The organism is Actinomadura sp. ATCC 39365, assembly GCF_054392275.1.
In genome coordinates, this window is the sequence record NZ_CP184335.1 from 6,096,795 (window position 1) to 6,115,670 (window position 18,876).

General features: G+C 72.5%; 16 protein-coding genes and 1 pseudogene. 3 read left to right on the forward strand and 14 right to left on the reverse strand.

What is annotated here, in order from left to right:
• Positions 1 to 5 precede the first annotated feature (5 nt).
• The 6 genes from ACNF49_RS29775 to ACNF49_RS29800 form a co-directional block, all read right to left on the reverse strand.
• Complete coding sequence (locus tag ACNF49_RS29775; protein ID WP_482939557.1) at positions 6 to 497, reverse strand: chymotrypsin family serine protease; 492 nt, start codon at positions 495 to 497, stop codon at positions 6 to 8.
• Positions 498 to 1,015: 518 nt separating this feature from the next.
• Positions 1,016 to 1,681, reverse strand: a complete 666-nt coding sequence (locus ACNF49_RS29780; RefSeq protein WP_482939558.1) for a DUF6882 domain-containing protein — start codon at positions 1,679 to 1,681, stop codon at positions 1,016 to 1,018.
• A gap of 94 nt (positions 1,682 to 1,775) precedes the next feature.
• Positions 1,776 to 3,371 carry a hypothetical protein gene (locus ACNF49_RS29785; RefSeq protein ID WP_482939559.1) on the reverse strand — a complete coding sequence of 532 codons (1,596 nt, stop codon included), beginning with the start codon at positions 3,369 to 3,371 and terminating at the stop codon, positions 1,776 to 1,778.
• A gap of 39 nt (positions 3,372 to 3,410) precedes the next feature.
• Positions 3,411 to 4,028 carry a hypothetical protein gene (locus tag ACNF49_RS29790; RefSeq protein ID WP_482939560.1) on the reverse strand — a complete coding sequence of 206 codons (618 nt, stop codon included), beginning with the start codon at positions 4,026 to 4,028 and terminating at the stop codon, positions 3,411 to 3,413.
• 425 nt (positions 4,029 to 4,453) lie between these two features.
• Positions 4,454 to 5,104: a response regulator transcription factor gene (locus ACNF49_RS29795; protein ID WP_482939561.1), complete on the reverse strand. Its 651-nt coding sequence runs from the start codon at positions 5,102 to 5,104 to the stop codon at positions 4,454 to 4,456.
• Positions 5,101 to 7,119, reverse strand: a complete 2,019-nt coding sequence (locus ACNF49_RS29800) for a sensor histidine kinase (RefSeq protein WP_482939562.1) — start codon at positions 7,117 to 7,119, stop codon at positions 5,101 to 5,103. Before ACNF49_RS29800 ends, ACNF49_RS29795 begins: the two co-directional genes overlap by 4 nt.
• Positions 7,120 to 7,733: 614 nt before the next feature.
• Here ACNF49_RS29800 and ACNF49_RS29805 point away from each other — a divergent pair.
• Both ACNF49_RS29805 and ACNF49_RS29810 read left to right on the forward strand, forming a co-directional pair.
• Positions 7,734 to 7,865: pseudogene (locus tag ACNF49_RS29805) on the forward strand (prolyl oligopeptidase family serine peptidase); the annotation flags it as partial.
• An 87-nt stretch (positions 7,866 to 7,952) separates the two neighbouring features.
• Entirely contained in the window at positions 7,953 to 8,207 is a 255-nt protein-coding gene (locus ACNF49_RS29810; RefSeq protein ID WP_482939563.1) for an alpha/beta hydrolase family protein, read from the forward strand.
• Between the two features lie 159 nt (positions 8,208 to 8,366).
• Here ACNF49_RS29810 and ACNF49_RS29815 read toward each other — a convergent pair whose 3' ends face one another.
• From ACNF49_RS29815 to ACNF49_RS29840, 6 genes are all read right to left on the reverse strand, one after another.
• Complete coding sequence (locus ACNF49_RS29815) at positions 8,367 to 9,692, reverse strand: erythromycin esterase family protein (RefSeq protein ID WP_482939564.1); 1,326 nt, start codon at positions 9,690 to 9,692, stop codon at positions 8,367 to 8,369.
• A gap of 157 nt (positions 9,693 to 9,849) precedes the next feature.
• A complete protein-coding gene (locus ACNF49_RS29820) occupies positions 9,850 to 10,863 on the reverse strand; it encodes a sigma factor-like helix-turn-helix DNA-binding protein (RefSeq protein WP_482939565.1) in 1,014 nt (337 codons plus the stop codon).
• Positions 10,864 to 11,274: 411 nt separating this feature from the next.
• Complete coding sequence (locus tag ACNF49_RS29825) at positions 11,275 to 11,937, reverse strand: response regulator transcription factor (RefSeq protein ID WP_482939566.1); 663 nt, start codon at positions 11,935 to 11,937, stop codon at positions 11,275 to 11,277.
• Positions 11,934 to 13,034 carry a sensor histidine kinase gene (locus ACNF49_RS29830; protein ID WP_482939567.1) on the reverse strand — a complete coding sequence of 367 codons (1,101 nt, stop codon included), beginning with the start codon at positions 13,032 to 13,034 and terminating at the stop codon, positions 11,934 to 11,936. The genes ACNF49_RS29825 and ACNF49_RS29830 overlap by 4 nt, the downstream gene beginning before the upstream one ends.
• A complete protein-coding gene (locus ACNF49_RS29835) occupies positions 13,031 to 13,612 on the reverse strand; it encodes a DUF998 domain-containing protein (protein ID WP_482939568.1) in 582 nt (193 codons plus the stop codon). The genes ACNF49_RS29830 and ACNF49_RS29835 overlap by 4 nt, the downstream gene beginning before the upstream one ends.
• Positions 13,613 to 13,712: 100 nt before the next feature.
• Positions 13,713 to 14,384 carry a TetR/AcrR family transcriptional regulator gene (locus tag ACNF49_RS29840; protein WP_357980412.1) on the reverse strand — a complete coding sequence of 224 codons (672 nt, stop codon included), beginning with the start codon at positions 14,382 to 14,384 and terminating at the stop codon, positions 13,713 to 13,715.
• A 75-nt stretch (positions 14,385 to 14,459) separates the two neighbouring features.
• On the opposite strand from ACNF49_RS29840, the gene ACNF49_RS29845 reads away from it, so the two are divergent.
• Positions 14,460 to 15,398, forward strand: coding sequence for an MBL fold metallo-hydrolase (locus ACNF49_RS29845; RefSeq protein WP_482939569.1), 939 nt, complete (start codon positions 14,460 to 14,462; stop codon positions 15,396 to 15,398).
• A 47-nt stretch (positions 15,399 to 15,445) separates the two neighbouring features.
• Here ACNF49_RS29845 and ACNF49_RS29850 read toward each other — a convergent pair whose 3' ends face one another.
• Positions 15,446 to 17,875, reverse strand: coding sequence for a glycoside hydrolase family 5 protein (locus ACNF49_RS29850; protein WP_482939570.1), 2,430 nt, complete (start codon positions 17,873 to 17,875; stop codon positions 15,446 to 15,448).
• Positions 17,876 to 17,991: 116 nt separating this feature from the next.
• The gene (locus tag ACNF49_RS29855) at positions 17,992 to 18,744 is read right to left on the reverse strand and encodes a hypothetical protein (RefSeq protein WP_482939571.1); all 753 of its coding nucleotides are present in this window, start codon (positions 18,742 to 18,744) and stop codon (positions 17,992 to 17,994) included.
• Between the last annotated feature and the right edge of the window lie 132 nt (positions 18,745 to 18,876).

Below are 18,876 nucleotides of genomic sequence, written 5' to 3' on the forward strand. Positions count from 1 at the left end.
GGAGATCACCTGCCCGTTCCAGCGCGCGGCCCCGCCGCGACGAGATCGCCGAAGGCCAGCGCCACGTCCCACACCCGGGAGAAGACGATCACCCGGCCGCCGTCCAGGCCGTCGCAGTAGACCGGCTTGCTGATGGCGGAGGTGATGCCCTGCGCCGCGACGTCGTCGTACCAGTTGGTGCAGGAGTAGACCGGCCCGCCGCTGTCGCCGTGGGCCATGGCGCAGCCGCCGACGACGCTCTTGGCCCTGACCATGTGCTTGACGTACTGCCCGTTCGTGTACGTGCCGCTCCACCCGGTCTCGGTCACCTTGATCAGGCAGTACGCGCCCAGCGACGCCCCCGAGTTGCACACGAAGTTGCCGACGTACGCCTTCCACAACGCGACCACCCGGTTGCTGGTGGGGGCCGCGGGACCGCCGTCGAAGACGTCGGCCGTGGCGTTGGCGAGCACGATGGCGGCGTCCCGCTTGGGCAGCCGCCACTGCAGGTCGCCCATGTGGTTCGCGGAACTGCCGGTGCCGCCGTCGTCGTAGAAGTGGTCCCAGAAGTCGCCGCAGTGCGCGGCGGTGAGGAAGCCCGGGTTGCCGTTCTTGTCATAGACCGCGAAACCGGAGGTGCAGCCGGCCCCGACGGTGCCCGCACGGCTGCCACGGCCGCCGTCACCGACAGCATGTCCGGCAGGCCGAGACCCTGCGGGCCGCGGCCGCTGACGCCGTCGCCGGCCGCAAGCGCCCCGAGCACGACAGTCGCCAGGTCTGGGCCCGGGCCGAGACCGCCCGGCAGGCGGCGACGGAGGCACGCCTGGCTCTGGCTGCCGCCCAGGGCGAGGCCGCCACCGCCGCCCGGCTGTAAGAGCGCGTCGCAGCGGGGCCGTGCAACGAGCCCAGAGGAAAGCGTGGCCACACGCCACCGCAATGTGCCGCATGGAGCGGCGGCGACACCTCATGCGGCACCACGGCCGATGCGGCCATGTTGTGTCGGCGGCCATGGCACCCGCGTGGACAGCCGCCGATTTCAGCGGGGGAGGAGCGTGCTCTCCAGTTCCCCGATCCGGCCCTGGGAGTCGAGCTCGGCGCGGAGGCCGGAGCCGCCGGGGTGACGGCCGCCGACGAATCCCGGTCCGCTCTCCACCTGCCAGCCCTGCTGGGTCAGGAAGCTTTCCACCAGGGTTCGGTGGTCGAGCTCGTAGGTGGACAGTGCCTGCCCCAGGACGGACAGCGCGCGCTCGGGGCGCACGGGCGCGAAGACCTCGTCCGGCACGTTCTCCAGCAGGACGAAGACGGCGCCGCCCGGGTAGGGGCCGCGGTAGTAGCAGCGGTTCGTCAAGCCCGCCGACAACAGGGCGAGCAGGTGCCCGTCGGCGCGGTCGAGCGGCAGCGACGGCTCGGTCAGTTCCGGTATGCCCTGCTGCCGTCCGTGGTCGCGCAGCCAGTCCGCGGCGCGCAGCAGGTGCGGTGGCAGGTTGCTCTGTGCGTTGGCCCACGCCCACAGCCAGGTCTGGTCGGTGTGGCTCTCCGTTCCCAGGAATTGGAGGGGAAAGTGGAGGTCGTCGCCGAAGGAGATGAGACCCGCGTGGGTGTCGACGGACCAGGGGCGGTTGCCGAGCAGGTCCATCAACGCGAACTGGCGGGCCAAGGACGTGGCGACGGAACGGGACAGATGCTGGGTCAGAGGGTTCATCGGAGTCCTTGTATGCGCAGGTACGGAAGATGGAGGAGGGGGCTCCCGTTGCACGCGACCGGAGGCCCCCTCGAAGCCTTGCCAGTGGCGAGGGTCAGCTCTCCTTGACCCTCTCCCACGCGGCGGCGTTGTCGGCACGAGCCTGGTCGCGGCGCGCGGGTGTGACGCAGACCTGGTCACCGACGTAGGCCTCCCGCCAGACATGCCCCTGGACGCAGCTCTTGGGGCCGGCCGGCCCGTCGGTCCAGCGGCTGGCGGCGGCTGCGTTGTCGTCCAGGGTCTGGTAGCGGGTCTCCAGGGACACGCAGACGTAGTCGGAGTCGTCGGCCATCCGCCACACGTAGCCGTCCTGGCAGGCGTTCGGCCCCCACACGTGCTGGGCGACGTTGATCCGAGCGGGCGCGGCGGCCGTGTCCTGCTCGGACTGGTACTTCACGGTGGGGGAGACGCAGGCCACGTCGGCCAGCGTGATCTCGCGGTGGACGTAGCCCCACCGGCAGGCGCCATAGGCGTCCAGACGGTTCGGCTGGTCGGCGTTGTCGGCGGCGGTGCTGTCGCGTACGGCAGGCGTCACGCAGGCGTTGTCCCCGGCCACGGCGGCCCGCGGGACCCACTGGAAGCCGCACTTGCCGGTCACATCGGTCGAGACGGTGACGGTCGCCGAGTCGGCGGTCATCGAGTCGAGCTTGATCTCGACGCCGTCGCTGCGGTAGCTCTGGATCGGCGTCGGGTTCGTCTCGTTCTCCATCAGGAGGTTGACCCGGTTCCGTCCCTGGTAGCGGTGGATGAGGATGGTGTCCTTGGGGATCGCGCCGCTGCGGCCGGTCTTCTTACGGAACTCGACGGTGAGGTACCTGTCGGATCTCTGCGGGTCGTACGGCACGCGAACCATCAGCGCGCCGGGCCGGTCCGGCTGCTCGACGGGCGCCAGCCGTACGGTCCGGGTGCCGACTCCGTCCTTGCCGAGCGTCGTCACCCGCCAGCCGGGCATCCAGCCGAGCTCGTCGAGGCTCGGTGCGGCCAGCGAGATCGCGCCCTCGCCGAACCGCTCGGAGGGCGGGAAGTGGGTGGTCGACGCCGACATCGTGTCGTACGGGTTGCCCAACTCCGTGGGTTGCTGGTTCAGGAACTGCGACAGCCTTAGGGTCAGCCCGTTGAGCCGCCCGAACTCGTAGGCGGCGCGGTTCAGCGTCCAGGCCGTGGAGTCCAGGACGATGGTGTCCCCCCCTCCGCTGTACGAGGCGCGCGCGAATCCGCCTTCGGCGGTGTTGATGATGACGAACATCGCGCTGCCGGGCGGCCGGGTCCACCCTTGGCTCTGCGCGCTCCGCACGCAGTCCTTCGGCCTGTCCCAGGGGTACCAGCCCTCCTCGCGCCACTGCGAGTAGGTCTTGGGGATGGTGTACCAGCCGTGGACCTCGCTGCCTTCCAGGGCGACCCGGCCGCGCGACTGCTCGGCGACGAAGTCGGCCAGGCCGCCCTTGCCGAGACCTTCGGCGGTGAGCAGCTCCTTGAAGAACTGCGGGGGCTTCGGCTCCTCGGGCCGGTCGAGGAACTTGCACAGCAGAACCGCGATCGGCCACTTGCCCTGCACCGGCCTGGCCGCGGCCGGCGCGGACGGCACCAGCGCGGCGGTGGTCAGGGCGGCCAGCAGTGTCACTGCCAGCCGGCGGGCACCAGAGTAGAACATGACTCTCCGTTTCCTCTGCTTCCAGACGATCCCGTCGGCTCAGAGCGTGGGGCGGACGGCGAGGCGCAGGCCCAGGTGGGCGTGCGCGCCGAGCAGCAGCGCGGCGCTGGCGTACACCGAGACGGTGGAACCGCCGAGGGTCTGCGCCAGGATGGTCACCGGGAACCACAGGCCGGCGAGCAGGGGCAGCCAGCGGACCGCTCCTCGCAGGCGGCCCCGGATCGCGATGGCGAGCCCGAGGGCGAGCATGCCGAGCTGGCTGAGCGGCCAGCAGGCGTCCAGGATCAGCAGCGGCAGCGGGAACTCGTCGTAGGTGGCGTAGCCGAAGGAGAGCGCGTTGGTCACGAACGCGCCGAGCAGCAGCACCAGCAGACCGGCCGGGATCACGCGGGTCCACCCGTCGCCGGCCGCGCGCGTGACGCGCACGGTCCACACGAACGCGGACAGCCCGGCGACGAACATCATGCCGGTGACGGTGTCGAGTGTCTGGACGCCCTCCTGGACCCGGTCGCCGACGATCACGGTGCCGGCGCTCCAGGCGACGGCTCCCGCGGCCAGCAGGAGACCGGAGATCCTGACCCCGGCCGGGTTCGAGCGGGGATGAGCCACGACGGGCTCGTGCGGGTCGACGTTGCTGGGCACGATGCGGCTGGACATGACGCTCCTCGGGGTGCGGGTCGGTGGCAGCACTCTCCCGCCGGAGCGCCCCGGGCGCCCAGGGAGTACGGCCACGCCTACGGTCCTGGATCGGCCCGGCCCGATCAGGGACCGCTGTCCCGGTCGGGCGAGGACATCGCGGCCCGGCGCAGAGGAAGGGGGATCGGGGTCCTGTCACTTCGGATCAGGATCGCGCACTCGGCTCTATACCGAGGGACTCGGCTTGGAGAAGCGGGCCGACTATGCGGGCCGCGACGGGCGGTTCCTCTGTCGGTCATCGCCTTCACCATCGCCGACGGTCGGATCACCGGCATCCACATCGTTGTCGACCCAGCCAACTCGCCTCGATCGACCTACCCGCCACGATCTGAGCAGGGTGTCGTCGTCGGTCGCACATCATCGCGGGCCGACCAGCCGTCACCCCTTCATTGGCCGAGGCCGGCGTCGCGGGCCTGGATGATCGCCTGGGCGCGGTCGGCGACCTGGAGCTTGGCGAAGACGTTGGAGACGTTGTTGCGCACGGTCTTGGGGGACAGTGACAGCCGCTCGGCGATCTGCCGGTTGGTCAGGCCGGCCGCGATGAGGTCGAGGGTCTCCCGTTCGCGGGCGGTGAGTTGCTGGAAGGGCTCCTCGCGGGGCGGCCGGGCGGTGGCGAGCCGGGCGAAGTAGCGGGTCACACGTTCGGCCAGCGCGGGGCCGAAGATGACCTCGCCGCTGGCCACCGCGGTGATGGCGCGCAGGATCTCGGTCTGGTCGGCCCCCTTGAGCAGGTAGCCGCGGGCCCCGGCGAGCATGGCGGCGAAGACGCTCTCGTCGTCCTCGTGCATCGTGAGCACCAGGACGTGGGTGCCGGGGCAGGCGGCGACGATGCGCTCGGTCGCCTGCACGCCGTCCAGGCGGGGCATCCGCAGGTCCATCACGACGACCTGGGGCCGTAGCCGGGCGGCCTCGGCCACCGCCTCCTCCCCGTCGGCGGCGGTGCCCACCACCTCGGCCTCGCCGGTGGAGTGCAGCATCATGCGCAGCCCGTCGCGGTAGACGGGGTGGTCGTCGGCGAGCAGCACGCGGGGCGTCACGGGGCCGTCACCACCCGCGCAGGCAGGACGCCGTGCACTCGGGTGCCGCCCCCGTAGGCGGGCTCGACGACGCACCGGCCGCCCAGTTCCTCGGCACGTTCCCGCATGCCGAGCAGCCCCACGCCCACCACGGCGCCGGGGCGCAGGCCGCGCCCGTCGTCGGTCACCTCGACCTCCAGTTCGTCGTCGGCCACGGCGACGCGCACGTGGCAGCCGGTCGCGCCCGCGTGCCGGGCGATGTTCGTCAGAGCCTCGCAGACGATGCGGTACGCCGCCACCTCGGTCGCGGCCGGCAGCGCCGTCAGATCCCCTTCGATCTCGACCCGGACGGCCAGGCTGCCGTCGCGGAACCGGGACGCCTCGTGCCGCAGCGCGCCGGCCAGGCCGAACTGGTCCAAGGCCGGCGGCCGCAGGTCGTGCACCAGTCTTCGCACGTCGCCGAGCATGCCGCTGAGGTCGGAGCGGACCTGGTCCAGCGCCGCGCGGGCGGAGTCGGCGTCCCGGGCCATCAGGTTGTGCGCCGCCTGCACCTTCAACGCGGCGGCGGCCAGAGTGGGGCCCAGCCCGTCGTGCAGGTCGCGGCGGAGCCGGCGGCGTTCCTCGGCCACGCCGTTGACCATGCGTTCGCGGCTGTTCTGGAGCTCCTCGGTCAGCGCGGTGGCGCGTACGGCGGCGGCGGCCTGGCGTACCACGTCGGCGAGCAGCCGCTGCGCGGACTCGGCCGGCCAGGCGCCGGGGCGCGGGACCAAGGCGAGCCGGCCGATCGGCGCCTCCCGGTAGGCGAACGGCAGCACGACGACGTCCGGACGGGGTGTGCCGTGTTCCACCACGACAGTCCGGCCGTCGGCGCGATCCAGCTCGACCCGCACGTACGGTGACCGGTACCCTGCCGACACCGCCTTGGCGACCTCCAGCAGCAGGTCTTCCGGCCGCGTCGACTCCTCCAGCCGGCGGGCGAGGGCCGAGACCACCTCGTACGGCTCCGCCCGCCCGGCCAGCACCCGGTTCACCCATCGCCGCACCCGTTCGCGGAGCGGCGCGTAGACCACGCCCACCGTGACGGCCGCGAGCACGGCCGCGACCGGTTCCCCGATGACCGCGCCGAGGCCGGCAAAAAGCGGGACGTCGATCGCGACGACGGCGAGCGCGAGCCCGCCGTACAGCAGGGCCCAGCCGAGCACGGGATCGATGTCGTAGAGCCGGTAGCGGCTCACCGCCACCAGGACCGCCGCGGCGAGCGCCACCAGGCACAACACGAACCCCAGATCGCGCGGCATCCCGTCCAGCACGGCGGAGGCCAGCATCAGGGCCGCGTTCAGCAGCGCGGCCAGCAGCATCCAGCGCAGCTGCGCCCGCCGCTCGCCCGACGATCCCCGGAACCGCCAGGCGAAGGCCGCCACCGGTACGGGGAGACTCGCCACCAGCAGGGCCGGCGACACCGCGTACGCCGCCTGCCAGAAGGCGTCGGGGATCACCGGGATCGGCACGTCCAGCCCCGGCAGATAGTCCTGCGGCGACACGACGCGCCAGGGCACGAACAGGAAGATCAGCACGGTCAGGCCGGTGGCGGCGAGCGAGACCACGGCCGCCCACCGCCAACGGGGGGAGACCAGACGGCCGTCGGGGAAGTACAGCAGGACGAGCAGCGGCACCAGATTCAGGAAGGGCCCGAGGCGCGCCCCTGCGTAGACCGCGGCCGCGGTTAGCGGGAGCGCGCCGCCGTGATGGGCCGACGACAACACCGCGTACGCGCCGGCCAAGCCGTTCACGCAGGTCACGAGCCCGCCGGTGATCAGGATCCAGGTCATCAGGTGGCGCGGCCGCCGTACCGCCAGCACCCCTCCGGCGATCGCCAGGGCGGCGCCCGGGACCGTCGACGCCCAGACCTCCCAATCGAGCGGCTCGGGCCGGGTCACCGGTCCGGTCGCCACGTCGATCCAGGTGGCGGTCACGGCGGCGAAGACGGACGCGGCGGCCAGCGTCACCGCCGCTCCCGCCGGCCACCGGTCCCTCACCGAGGCAGCCGGACCGCCCAGTCCAGCCGCCGCCCCCTCAGAGCCGGCCCCGTCGATCCCATCGGTACAGACCTCGTCCGCAGCCGCGGCGGCGGGTCGTCCGCCGGGGGCACCGGCCGTGAAGGCGCCCGCGGGAACACTGACGCGATCTTGTCGGGTCTGGTCACGGCCGGTGGCAGAGGGGTCGGACACGCCGCCAAGCGTGCCATATGCCGCGTCCCGCCCGCATGTGAGCAGCGTCCCGCCGAAGTCCCGTCCCGGCCGGGACACCGGTCCCCGACTGGGGCAGGCACCGCCGGGACGCCACGACGAGCGGGCGGGCCCGTGGCGCGAGCAGCCTGACCAGCAGCCGCCCGGCGCCGTCGCGCGGTGAACCGCCGCACCCGCTCCCACCTCGTCCTGCACGACCTGGCCGAGGACGCCGGCGCCGAGGCCGGCCTGCCCGCAGGGGTGATCCATCCGGCCGCCCGCTGGAACACCGGTGGCCTGCACCTCGTCCACAGCGCGCCCGACCGCCCTGCCGGCCTGGTCGGCCTCGCCGGCTGCTCCGTGTCGCGTCCGGCGGCGGCGATCGTGGCCGGCGGGATCCGGCCGTCCCCGGCCCGGGTGCTGTCCTGTCCGGGGCGGGCATCGCCGTCGTCGCGCCCAACCAGCGCGGCAGCACCGGCTACGGAGCCGCCCACCGTGACGCCATCCGCGACGCGTGGGGCGGCCCCGACCTCGCCGACGTCCTCGGCCTGGGCCGCGCCGCCCAGGCGGACCTCTGGTCCCGCGCCGCGGTCGTCGCGCCCTTCCTGTCCGGACGGCAGCTGTACCAGGACGGTCCGCCCCCGGTGCGCGCCCTGCTGCGGCTCGCCGGCCGCATGCGGCTGCCGCTGCTCATCGTGCACGGCGGGGACGACCCGATCATCCCCGTCGAGCACTCCCGCCGTCTGTACGCGCGCCTGCGCGCGGCCCGGTGGCCCGAGGGCGCCGCACCGGCCTATCTGGAGGTCCCCGGCGGCGGCCACGACCTGCAGCACGACGTCCGCGACACCGTGGCCCTGGACCGCGTCGTCGACTTCCTGCGCGCCGGACCAGGCGCGTAGCTCACCGGCTCGGCCGGTACGGATCCGCTCCGGGACCGGCCGTGACAAGGGGCGCCGGACGCCCACGGCGTTCCGGGTGATGACCGGACGGACAGCTGAATGAGGTGCGGCCCGGGGCGCCTGCCCCGGGCCGCACCGCACACCGGCAGGCCCCGCGCGTTACTTGAGGACCTTCGCCGAACGCACCTCGTGCAGGTGGACCAGCACGTCGAAGGCGCGGGACAGGGCGGTGTCGAGCAGCGGGTACGGGTACTGCGTGCCGATGTTGCGGGTCGGCCGGGCCACCGCCAGCCAGTCGCGCGCGGCGGCGGGCGCGGTGCGCATGTCGAGGTAGAAGTCGTCGTGGCGGACCCGGTCCAGGGTGTGCTCGTTGCTGCCGGGCTCGGCGGGGCCGGCGGTGAACTGCTTCCAGTCGCCGCCCAGCGCGGCGTCCTTCGACAGGAAGGATCCGCGGTCGAAGGTGAAGCCGACGGCGACGTACTTCTTGCCCAGGGTGTCGCGCAGGTAGGAGCCCTGCGTCTTCGGGTAGAGCGCCGGGTCGCCGGCGACGTAACCGGCGTGGGTGTTCTGCGCGGACATGAGAATCCTGCCGCCGTGGTGTCGCAGCCACCAGACGGTGTTGTCGGCCATGACCTGGTCGCGGTAGCGCTGGACGACGCTCAGCCATGACTTGTCGGCCAGGTCGTAGCCGGCGAACTTGGCGGTCTGGGCGATGAACCGGGCGTCCTGGACGGCGCTGTCGTACGCGGCGGACGCCTTCGGCCCTCCCAGGCTGAGAAGCAGGTCGAGCGCCTGCTGGGCCTTGCCGGCGAGCTGCCGCCGTTCCTCCAGCGGCCGGTTCAGGTAGGCGAAGACGTCGTCGAGCGGGCGCAACCCCTCGTACAGCGCGGCCAGGGGAGCGGCGGAGTCGGGGTGGGCGCCCCGCACGTACTGCGCGACGCGGGCGAAGACCTCCTCGCCGACCTTCGGCGCGCCGATGTCGTCGCCCATGACGTGCAGCGGGCGGCCGGGGTCGCGGCGGTTGTGCTCGCGCATCCACTCCAGCATCCCGACGAGTTCCTCGCGCTCCCACGGAGAAGACCGCAGCACCTCCTTGGCGATGGCTCGAAGGTCGCCCTTGCCCGTGCGCAGATACTCGTCGAGCCGCACCCCACCCGACCAGCTGGCCTCCAGGGCGAACGTGGTGAAACCCTTCTTCTCCACGAGATAACGGAAGACCCGCTCCTTCACCGTGAAGAACTCATGCGAACCGTGGGTCGCCTCCCCCATGCCGACGACCTGGGCGTCGCCGACCATCTGGCCGAAGGCCCTCAGGTCGCCGGACTCCGCGCCCGGCTCGGTCGAGCGCAGTTCGTGCGCCGCCGCCTCCAGAGCCCGCACGGGCTCGGCGGGCGCGGCGGGCTCGGCCGCGAAGGCCGCCTGGGCCAGGACGGGCACGAGGGTCAGGCCCGCCGCGAGGGCGGCAAGCTGCCGGCCAACGGTCATGTCACTTGCTCCTTGGTGTCGCTCCTGCTTGACGCCAAGAACCGTATGACGCGCCCGGCCCCCCAGACGATGACGCTGACCTGCGCATTTTTAGGCGTACGCACTGCCCGGAACAGGTAGGGCCAGCCCTACCCAGGCCGCCCTCACGCGGCCGTGCTCACCGGGGGACGGCCGCCAGGTTCAGCACGGTGTACTCCTTGCCGCCGCCGCGCGTCTTGACCTGGCACCCCCGTTCGCACACTGCTCGTAGGACTTCTCGTCGGCGTCCCAGAAGACGGTGGTGGACGGTGCGGAGGAGGACGCCCCCGAGCCCACGTTCCCGGACAGGACGCCCACGGAACGTTCCCCGATCCGGGCCATCGCGCCCGTCGTCAGGTCGTACAGCAGGGCGATCGGCACGCCGCTCTTGTCGCGGTCCGGGTCGTACACCCTGAACAGCGCGTACGAGCCGCCCAGCAGCGTCCGTCCGGGCTGTGGCCTCAGCCCTTCGGGCAGGGTCCTGCGTTCGGACCCGTCGATGCGCTGCACGAGTGTGGTTCGCGAACGGCTGGTCGTCGCTCAGCCCGGCGGCCCACGGCCAGGCCGTCAGGTGCAGCCCGTCGGTGGCGGGCAGCCGCTCGGGAGCGCCGCCGGTCAGCGGCATGCGATAGACGCCGCCCTCCTTCACCGACCACACGAGCGAGTCGCCGGTGAGGGCGATCCTGTCCACGTCGGCGTCGACCTCGCCCACGCGCCTGGCCTTGCCGCCCTGTGCGGGCATGACCCAGAAGTCCGTCCAGGGGACGCTGTCCTGCGGGGTCGCGCCGAACCAGGCGATGTACCCGCGGCCGGCGGTGAAGAGCTGCGGGTAGTACTTCTTCCGCGGGCTGGGGATGTCGCCGAGCACCCGGGTCGTCCCCGAGGCGGAGTCGTGCACCTCCAGCCGTCCGGCCTTCTCGAACGCCGACTCCGAGACCAGCAGCACCTCCGTCGCGCTCAGGCCGGTCACCACGCGCACGGTCCGGCCGTCGGAGTCCTTCGCCGGCACCTTGACGACGGCCTCGGGCCACAACTCGACGGCGGGCCGCGCGAACGCGCGGGCTGCCTGGCTCCGTACGGTCCCGCGGGCGACGCCGAGGATCTCGGCGATCTCCTGATCCGGCAGGTCCTCGTAGTAGCGCAGCACGAGCACGGCCCGCTGCCGGCGGGGCAGCTCCTGCAGCCCCGCCCACAGGGCGGCGTCGCCGTACTGGTCGAGGCTGCCGTGGTCGGGGACGGCGGCGACCAGCTGCTCGCGATCGCGCCGACTCCTGCACGAGATCGGCCGCGTCCTCGGAGTTGCCGGTCAGCACATAGCCGTACCTAAGGAGCGCGTCCCCCCGTGCTCGGACGAACTCGTCGAAATCTTCCACAAACCCAAGGATCAGGACGGAGGCCCTACTGTTGCACGACGCTCTCGGAACACCTCACCAGTTGTGCTCGGGTTGTCCGTGCAGGAGGCGACGGCCCGCACGTGGCCGGTGCCCGAACAGCACCCGGCGTGGGCGTATTCGCCGCTGGATCCGTAGTGCTCGTCCGCCCAGCAGTTGACGGGGGCCGCGCATCAGGAGCCCGGCTGCACCAGGCCGGTCTCGTAGGCGAGGATGACCAGCTGCACCCGGTCGCGGACGCCGAGTTTCATCAGGGCGCGGGTGATGTGCGTCTTGGCGGTCAGCGGGCTGATCACGAGCCTGGCGGCGATCTGGTCGTTGGACAGCCCCTCGGCCACCAGACGGACGACCTCGCGTTCGCGATCGGTGAGCACGGAGAGCGCGGTGAGCCGGTCGCCGCTCAGCGGGGCGGGCCGGTGAGCGAACTGCTGGACGACCCGCCGGGTGACGCTCGGCGACAGCAGCGCCTCGCCCGCGGCCACCACGGCCACGGCGTGGCGCAGCTCGGCGGGTCCGACCTCCTTGGTGAGGAACCCGCTGGCGCCGGCGCGCAGCGCGGCGAAGACGTGGTCGTCGGTGTCGAACGTGGTCAGGATGATGACCTTGGTGTCCGGGCGTTCGGCCAGCACCCGGTGGGTGGCCTCGATGCCGTCCATCCCCGGCATGCGGATGTCCATGAGGATCACGTCGGGCTCGGTGGCGCGGGCCTGCCGGACGGCCTCGTCGCCCGTGGCGGCCTCGCCGACCACGGTCAGGTCCTTGGAGCGGTTGAGCAGGCTGCGGAAACCCGCCCGGACGAGGGCCTGGTCGTCGGCGAGCAGCACCTTGATCGTCATGTCGCCATGGGGATGATCGCGCGCACGGCGAACCCCTCGCTCCCTTCGATGCTCAGCGTGCCGCCCAGGGTGGTGACACGTTCGCGCATGCCGGTCAGCCCGTGGCCCCCGGTCAGGACGCCGTCGGCCGGGGTGGTCGCGCCGCGGCCGTCGTCGGCCACCTCGACCGTCACCGCGTCGCTCGCATAGCGCAGCCGCACCGACACCCGGGTGGCGTCGGCGTGTTTGATGGTGTTGGTCAGCGCCTCCTGGACGAGCCGGTGGGCCGCGACGGCCTGCGGGCCGGTGACCATGGCGGCATCGCCCTCCTCGTGCAGCTCCACCTGCAGTCCGGCGGCCCGGGCGGCGGCGACGAGATCGGCGATGGCGCCCAGGTCCGGCTGCGGGGCGGGGTCATCGTCGATCCGCAGCACGCCGATGAGCGAGCGCAGGTCGGCCATGGCCTTGCCGCGCACGTCCATCGCGGTGCGCAGGGCCGCGCGCGTCTCCTCGGGGGAGTCGTCCAGCGCGTCGGCGGCCACGTTGAGATGCACGCCGACCACGGCCAAGGTGTGGGCGATGATGTCGTGCAGCTCGCGGGAGATCTCCAGCCGCTGTTCGGCGAGGCGGCGGCGGGCGTCCGCCTCGCGTGCCTGCTCCAGTTGCGCCCGCCAGCGCGCCTGGAGGTGGCGGGCGTTGCCGATCGCCAGCACCAGCGCCAGCCAGAGCACCTCGGCGCCGCCGGAGGCCAGCGCGCGGGCAGGCGAGCCGCCCGCAACGGCCCAGTCCCAGGTCAGCGCGTACAGCAGCAGGAACAGTCCCACACCGGCGGCCCAGCGGGTCCGGCCGGCCGCGGCCACGGTGTAGGCGGCCGCGGTCAGCGGCCACACCCAGCCGCCTTCGAACAGCCCCGCTCCCTGGAAGGCGACCAGCACCAGCGCCGAGGCCAGCAGGACGCCGACCGGCCGGCGCCGCCGCACCACCAGCAACCCGCCGAGCAGCAGCGCCATCGTGACCACCGGCCAGCCGATCGGGGCCCCGACCGCCGCCGTCCCGGTCAGGACGGCGACGGTCGTGAGCGCCCCCGGCAGCACGACGGCCGGGACAGCGGAGGTCATCGGCGGGCGCCGGGCAGACGGACGGCGGCCAGCGCCATCCAGCCGAGGCTGGCGGCGATGGCGATGCGCTCGGTCAGTCCCACCATTGGAGGCAGCGACCGGGAGACCATGACATCGACGAGAGTCACCACAAACAGGATCATTCCAGACACCAGGGCCACAGTCGCACCGGTGAGCAGGTCGTCCCGCGGCCACGCCCTGGTCAGCACCACGGCGGCGGCCGTGAAGGCGGCGAAGGCCGCCCAGGCGGAGAAGCCGTGCACGCTCTCCGAGACCGACGGGTTGTCCCACTGCCCCGGCGGGTCGGCGGGGAAGATCGCGGCCACCAGCAGCCCCAGCGACCAGACGCCCAGCAGCCAGGTGCCCGCGCGGCTGGTGCGGGTACGAGCCACCGCCACCGTCAGCGCCGCCGCGCCGAGCGCGAGGGCGACCAGCCCGAGGGGCACCAGCCAGCCGGCCCCCGTGTTGACGAACCTGCTGATCGTCTCGCCGATCGGGCTCATTTCCCTGTTGACCACGTCCGAGATGGCGAATGCCGCGACGCCGATGCCGACACCGGCAAGAACTGTTTTCTTCATGGCCCAGACGTTATGAGCGGCCTGTGGTGCCCGGCGTCGTCCATGCGCAGACACCTGCGCGTACACCGATCGGTGTACGCGCACGCATCCCTTGGGGGGGTCAGCCGCCGGAGCGGCGGGCCAGGCGCTCGGTGTGCGCCGAGCGGCCCGCGGGGCGGCCCGCCGCGTGCGACGCCTCCTGGGCCAGGCCGTTGAGCGTGGTGCGGACCACGCGCGTGGTCTGGAGGTCGACCGCGCGCGGGTCGTCGAAGTGCACCAGGCCGTCGGCCAGCAGCACGGCCAGCCCGTGCAGCGCGGCCCACACCACGAACTCCGCCCCCTCGCGGGCGGGCCCCGGCAGGCCGCCGGCCTCGGCGAGCCGGTCGAGCTCCGCGGTGAGGACGTCGTGCGGGTGGGGGGAGATGGCGGAGTCGGGGGCGGTGGCGCCGCCGCGCAGCACGAGCCGGGCGACGGCCGGGTCGCCGAGCGACCAGCGCACATAGCCGCACCCCAGGGCGATCAGCCGCCGCTGCGGGTCGTCCTCCTGGCCGGGCGCGCGTTCGCAGTCCTGTCGCAGGCGCTCGCCGAGCCAGGCGAGCGTCCGCTCGGACAGGGCGCGCACCAGCGTGTCGCGGGAGGCGAAGTGGTGGTAGGCGGCGCTGGGGCTGACGCCGACGCGCGCCGAGGCCTCGCGCAGGGACCAGCCGTCGGCGCCGCGCTCGCGTACGAGAGCCTCGGCGGCGTCGAGCAGCGCGCTGCGCAGGTCACCGTGGTGGTATCGCCCTTTCGCCATCGCCCGATCTTAACACTGATCAGATCTCTGCTACGCTCGCAAGCATCTCAACAGTGTTCAGATTGGAGCCGGATCATGTGCCCCGCCGATGTGACGCCGAACCCGTCCCCTGACCTGGGGGATCTTCCCGACGTGCGGACGAGCCCGCCGCCGGTCGTGCGCGGCGAGCCCGTCGAGGTGTCCGACGGCGTGTACGTCATCCCCGACAACCGTGTCGAGCTCGTCCCGAACGTCGGCATCGTCGTGGGCGAGGACGCCGCGCTGGTCGTCGACACCGGCATGGGCCCCCGCAACGGCGACTACGTCCTGGAGCAGGCCCGGCGCCTGGCCGGCGACCGACGGCTGTACCTGACCATCACGCACTTCCACCCCGAGCACGGGTTCGGGGCGCAGGCGTTCAAGGGGGCCGCGACGATCGTCTACAACGCCTCCCAGCGCGCGGAGCTGCACCGTAAGGGCGCCGCCTACGTCGAGATGTTCAAGGGGCTGAGCGCCGCCGCGGCGGCCGAGCTCGAAGGCGTCGAGCTCGTCGATCCCGACCTGGTCTACGAGGGCCGGGCCGAGATCGACCTGGGTGGGCGCAAGGCGGCGCTGCGGGCGGTCGGGCCGGCGCACACGGGCTCCGACCAGGTCGTCGTCATCGACGACCGGGTGCTGTTCGGCGGCGACCTGATCGAGACCCGCATCTTCCCGATCGCGCCGTACTTCCCGCCGTACGACGTGGACGTGGACGGCGCCGGATGGATAGCCGCGCTCGATGACCTGATCGCCCGCGACCCCGAGATCGTCGTGCCCGGCCACGGGGAGGTGGGCGGCGTCTCCTTGATCCGCGACGTCCGCGACTACCTCGACCACGTGCACGGCGAGGTCGTACGGCTGCGCGCGGCCGGAGCCTCCGCCGACGAGACGGCCGCGAAGATCGACCAACAGGCGCGCGCCCGCTGGACCACCTGGGAACGCCCCGAGTGGATCGGCTTCGCCGCCCGTGCCTTCTACGCCGGCGAACACCGGTGACGTGACCGGTCCAGCAGCGGCCGATCAGGCGCTTCCATCGGGGAGCGTCATACGTCCGCGGTCAGGCTGTAGACGCCCGAGGTGCAGCCGGTGACACGCCAGCCACCCGGCGCCCGCCGGACGGCGACGCCGCTGAGTCCGGTGCCGCGGACGACCGGCCGGGCGTCGCCCGGGAACCAGACGTCGAGGCCGCATCCGCTGCCCTCACCCCGGGCCGTCAGGCTCGCGCGGTCCGACGTCAGGCCGGTCAGCCGGCCGGGGGCGGAGCGCGGGAAGGGGCGTGAGAGCTCGGTGACGTACTCGGCGGGCGGGGGCAGGTCCTTCCCGGTGACACAGTCCTCGATCATGAGGTTGCCGCCGGTCTTCGACTCGGCATCGGCGTGGGCGTCGCCGCAGGACTGCTTCCAGACCCAGAACGCGCCTCCGATGCGGTGCCGATCCTCCTGGTCGGTGTATCTCGCGATCGGGGCGGCGGCGGGGTCGCCGAACCAGCCCCACTCACCCGACCAGAGCCCGGCGCCGTAGTACTCCGCCGCCCGGCTCGCCAGCTCGAAGCCGCGCTCGATGCTCGTGACGGTGAGGCCGGTGCCCTGGTCGATGGTGATCGACTCGTTGTAGAGGTGGGGAGCGAAGACGAGCAGCCGGTCGTCGGTGAAGTCCTTGGGCACCGGGACCTCGAAGCCGAGACCCGACCAGAGCACGGACGGCTCGAAGAAGACCAGGTGGGGGAAGCCGCGCCGCTCACCCGCCCTGATGGCCTTGATCGCGCGGTCGTAGTAGCGGCCGAGCAGGACGCCGGAGGTGATCGGCGGCGCCTCGCCGAAGCCCGGCTCGTTCAGCAGGTCGTATCCGGCGACCATCGGCTCGTTCGCGAACCGCTCCGCCAGCATGCCCCAGGCGGCGACCAGGCGGGTCTGGATGCCGTCCCGGTCCTGGTAGAAGTTGGTGAAGGCGCGGGCGACGGCCGGTGAGATGTCGCGTCCGGTGAACTCGCACCTCGGAGCGCCGTCGAAGCGGTCGGCCCAGGTGGGGGCGCCGTCCCAGCCGTGCATCGGGGAACCGTTCGGGCAGGTGGTTCCGGGGGCGGCGTCGACGCCCTTTCCCCACGCGTCCTGGTGCATGTCGATGACCGTGCGCAGGCCGTGCCGGGCCGCGGTCCCGACGGCCCAGGAGATCTTGGCGAGGTAGGCCGGGTCGTAGTGGCCGGGCCGGGGTTCCAGCGCTGACCAGGACAGTGCGAGACGGATGACATTGAAGCCCATCTGCTCCATGCCGGCGAAGTCGGCCTCGGTGAGCGGTCGCGTCACCGCCTTGTCCGGACGCTTCTGGAAATAGTCTTCGAGCTGGTTGACGTTCACGCCGCGCAGCAGCACCTCGTTGCCGTCGGCGTCGATGATCCTGCGGTCGGCCGAGAGGGTCAGCCCCTTGGTGCGCGGGGGTTGCGCGGTGGTGGTGCCGGACGGCAGGAGCGGTAAGGCGAGCGCCGCCGCGGCCACGACGACCGCCATCGGGATCGGTGCGGCAAGGGCGACGCCCCTGCGCGCCGGCCGGGCGGCGGGCAGGAGGGCGACGAGCACCGCCGTCGCCAGGGCGAGGAGGGCGCCGAAGGAGAGCGCGGGGGCGAGGCGCAGCATGATCGCCGGTGCCCAGAACAGGTCGCCGCCCGCCAGGTCGCCGGGGATCCCGACGGCCACCTCGACCAGGCCCAGCATCGCGGCCGCGGCCAGTGCGGAGAGCCCGGCCACGACGGCCGGGGGCGAGGTGGTGGCACTGAGCCGGCGGTTCGACGCCCAGGTCAGCACACCCAGCAGAGTGACGGCGGCCAGGCAGCCCAGCGGTCCCGCCTCGGGCGCGGGAGCCAGCGGGGAGTCGCCGATGGCATAGCCGACGGGCGAGCCGCCCCACCACACCCCGCCGACCGACGCGGCCAGGACCACGGACACTCCCGCCGCCGCCCATCCCGCAGTCGACGACCGTGGGAGAACCGTCCCCGGGGCCGCGGCGGGCCCTGCCTCGGACGCCGTGGAGGCCGACGCCGGGGGAGGTGGGACGAGGCGCCGGTGCAGGAGCTGGGTGAGCCAGGCGGCCGCCGCCACCGGCAGGCCGAACACCGCCGCCTTGACGCCGGTGAAGCCGGTCGACCACATCAGGTAGACCACGTCATCGGAGGTCATCGCCAGCGACATCAGCAGCTTCGCCGCCATCGCCGACCACACCACCGCGCCCCACACCAGCAATGCCGTACGCAGCGGGGTGCGTCCACGGGCGACCGCCCACGCCAGCACTCCCACCCCCGCCAGCAGCAGCGGCACGTAGACGGCCGGCGCCGCCACCTGCCAGAGCCCGGCGACGGGCAGCAGATCGGCGCCGGTCCAGGTGTACGGCGCGGCCAGCCCCGACGGGTCGAACACCGCTCCCAGCGCGATGACGGCGGCCAGTACCACGACGGCGATCGGCGACAACCAGCGGTTCCTCATAGTGACGGCGACCATACATGAGCATCGCTCACAAATGAAGAGCCAAGATCCACGGCAGCACGTGGCCGCGCCGGGAGGGAATCCCGCCGCCTACGAGAAGGCGGGGGCGGAGTCGGTCACGCGACCTTGGACTCCGGCGCCTTCCAGGTGTTGCACGCGCCAGGAGTGCCCTTGGTGTAGCCCTGCGTGAACCAGTAGAGATCGTTGGCGCTGAGCTTGTCCTTGCTGAAGCGGTCGCGCCAGCGCTTGTCCTTCGGCGTGGGCTCCTCGGCCTTCAGGGTGGCCTTCCAGTTCTTCGACTTCGCGCCCAGGGCCTTGAGCGTCACGCCGGACAGGCACAGCCGCTGCATGTCGAAGCGACGCCCCTGCTCGTCGAGCTGCTTCTCGTCGGCGTCGTTCGGCATGGCCCAGTAGGCCCTGCCGATGCCGGTCAGGCCCATGACCACGCCGCTCCAGGCCTGGGCGACCTGGGTGCGGATCGGCAGGTCGTCCTTGGCGCTGATCCAGTCGGTGCCGAGCTGGATCTGGAGGTAGGTGTAGCAGGTGCTGACGAAGGAACCGGTGATCTCTATGCCGTTGTGGCAGACGCCCTTGTCGTGGGTGGTCTTGATGTCGGTCGTGACCGGCCGGAAGTCGGGGATGAACGGCCCCCAGGCGTCGTTCAGGCAGTCGACGAGGGTGTTCAGATACTTGGTGGTGGAGGACTTCGTCGTGCCCTTGTTCAGCTTGCAGCTGATCTTGGGCAGCTTGCCCTTCTTGTACAGGGCGTTGTGGGTCAGCTCGGGAACGCCCTTGACCGGGTAGGCGGCCGCCGTCCCGGAGAACGCCATCAGTCCGGCCGCCGTGGCAGCCAGCACGCGGATCATCATGAAGCGGGATGTTAGGGCAGGAGCCTGGCACGGTCTACACAGATCGCGCCGCCATGACCGGGCGTGCGCCGCGCCGTTCGTCTTGTTCCTGTTGGCGTCCACTGCGGGCTGTGGGGTGGTCGACTCGGTTGT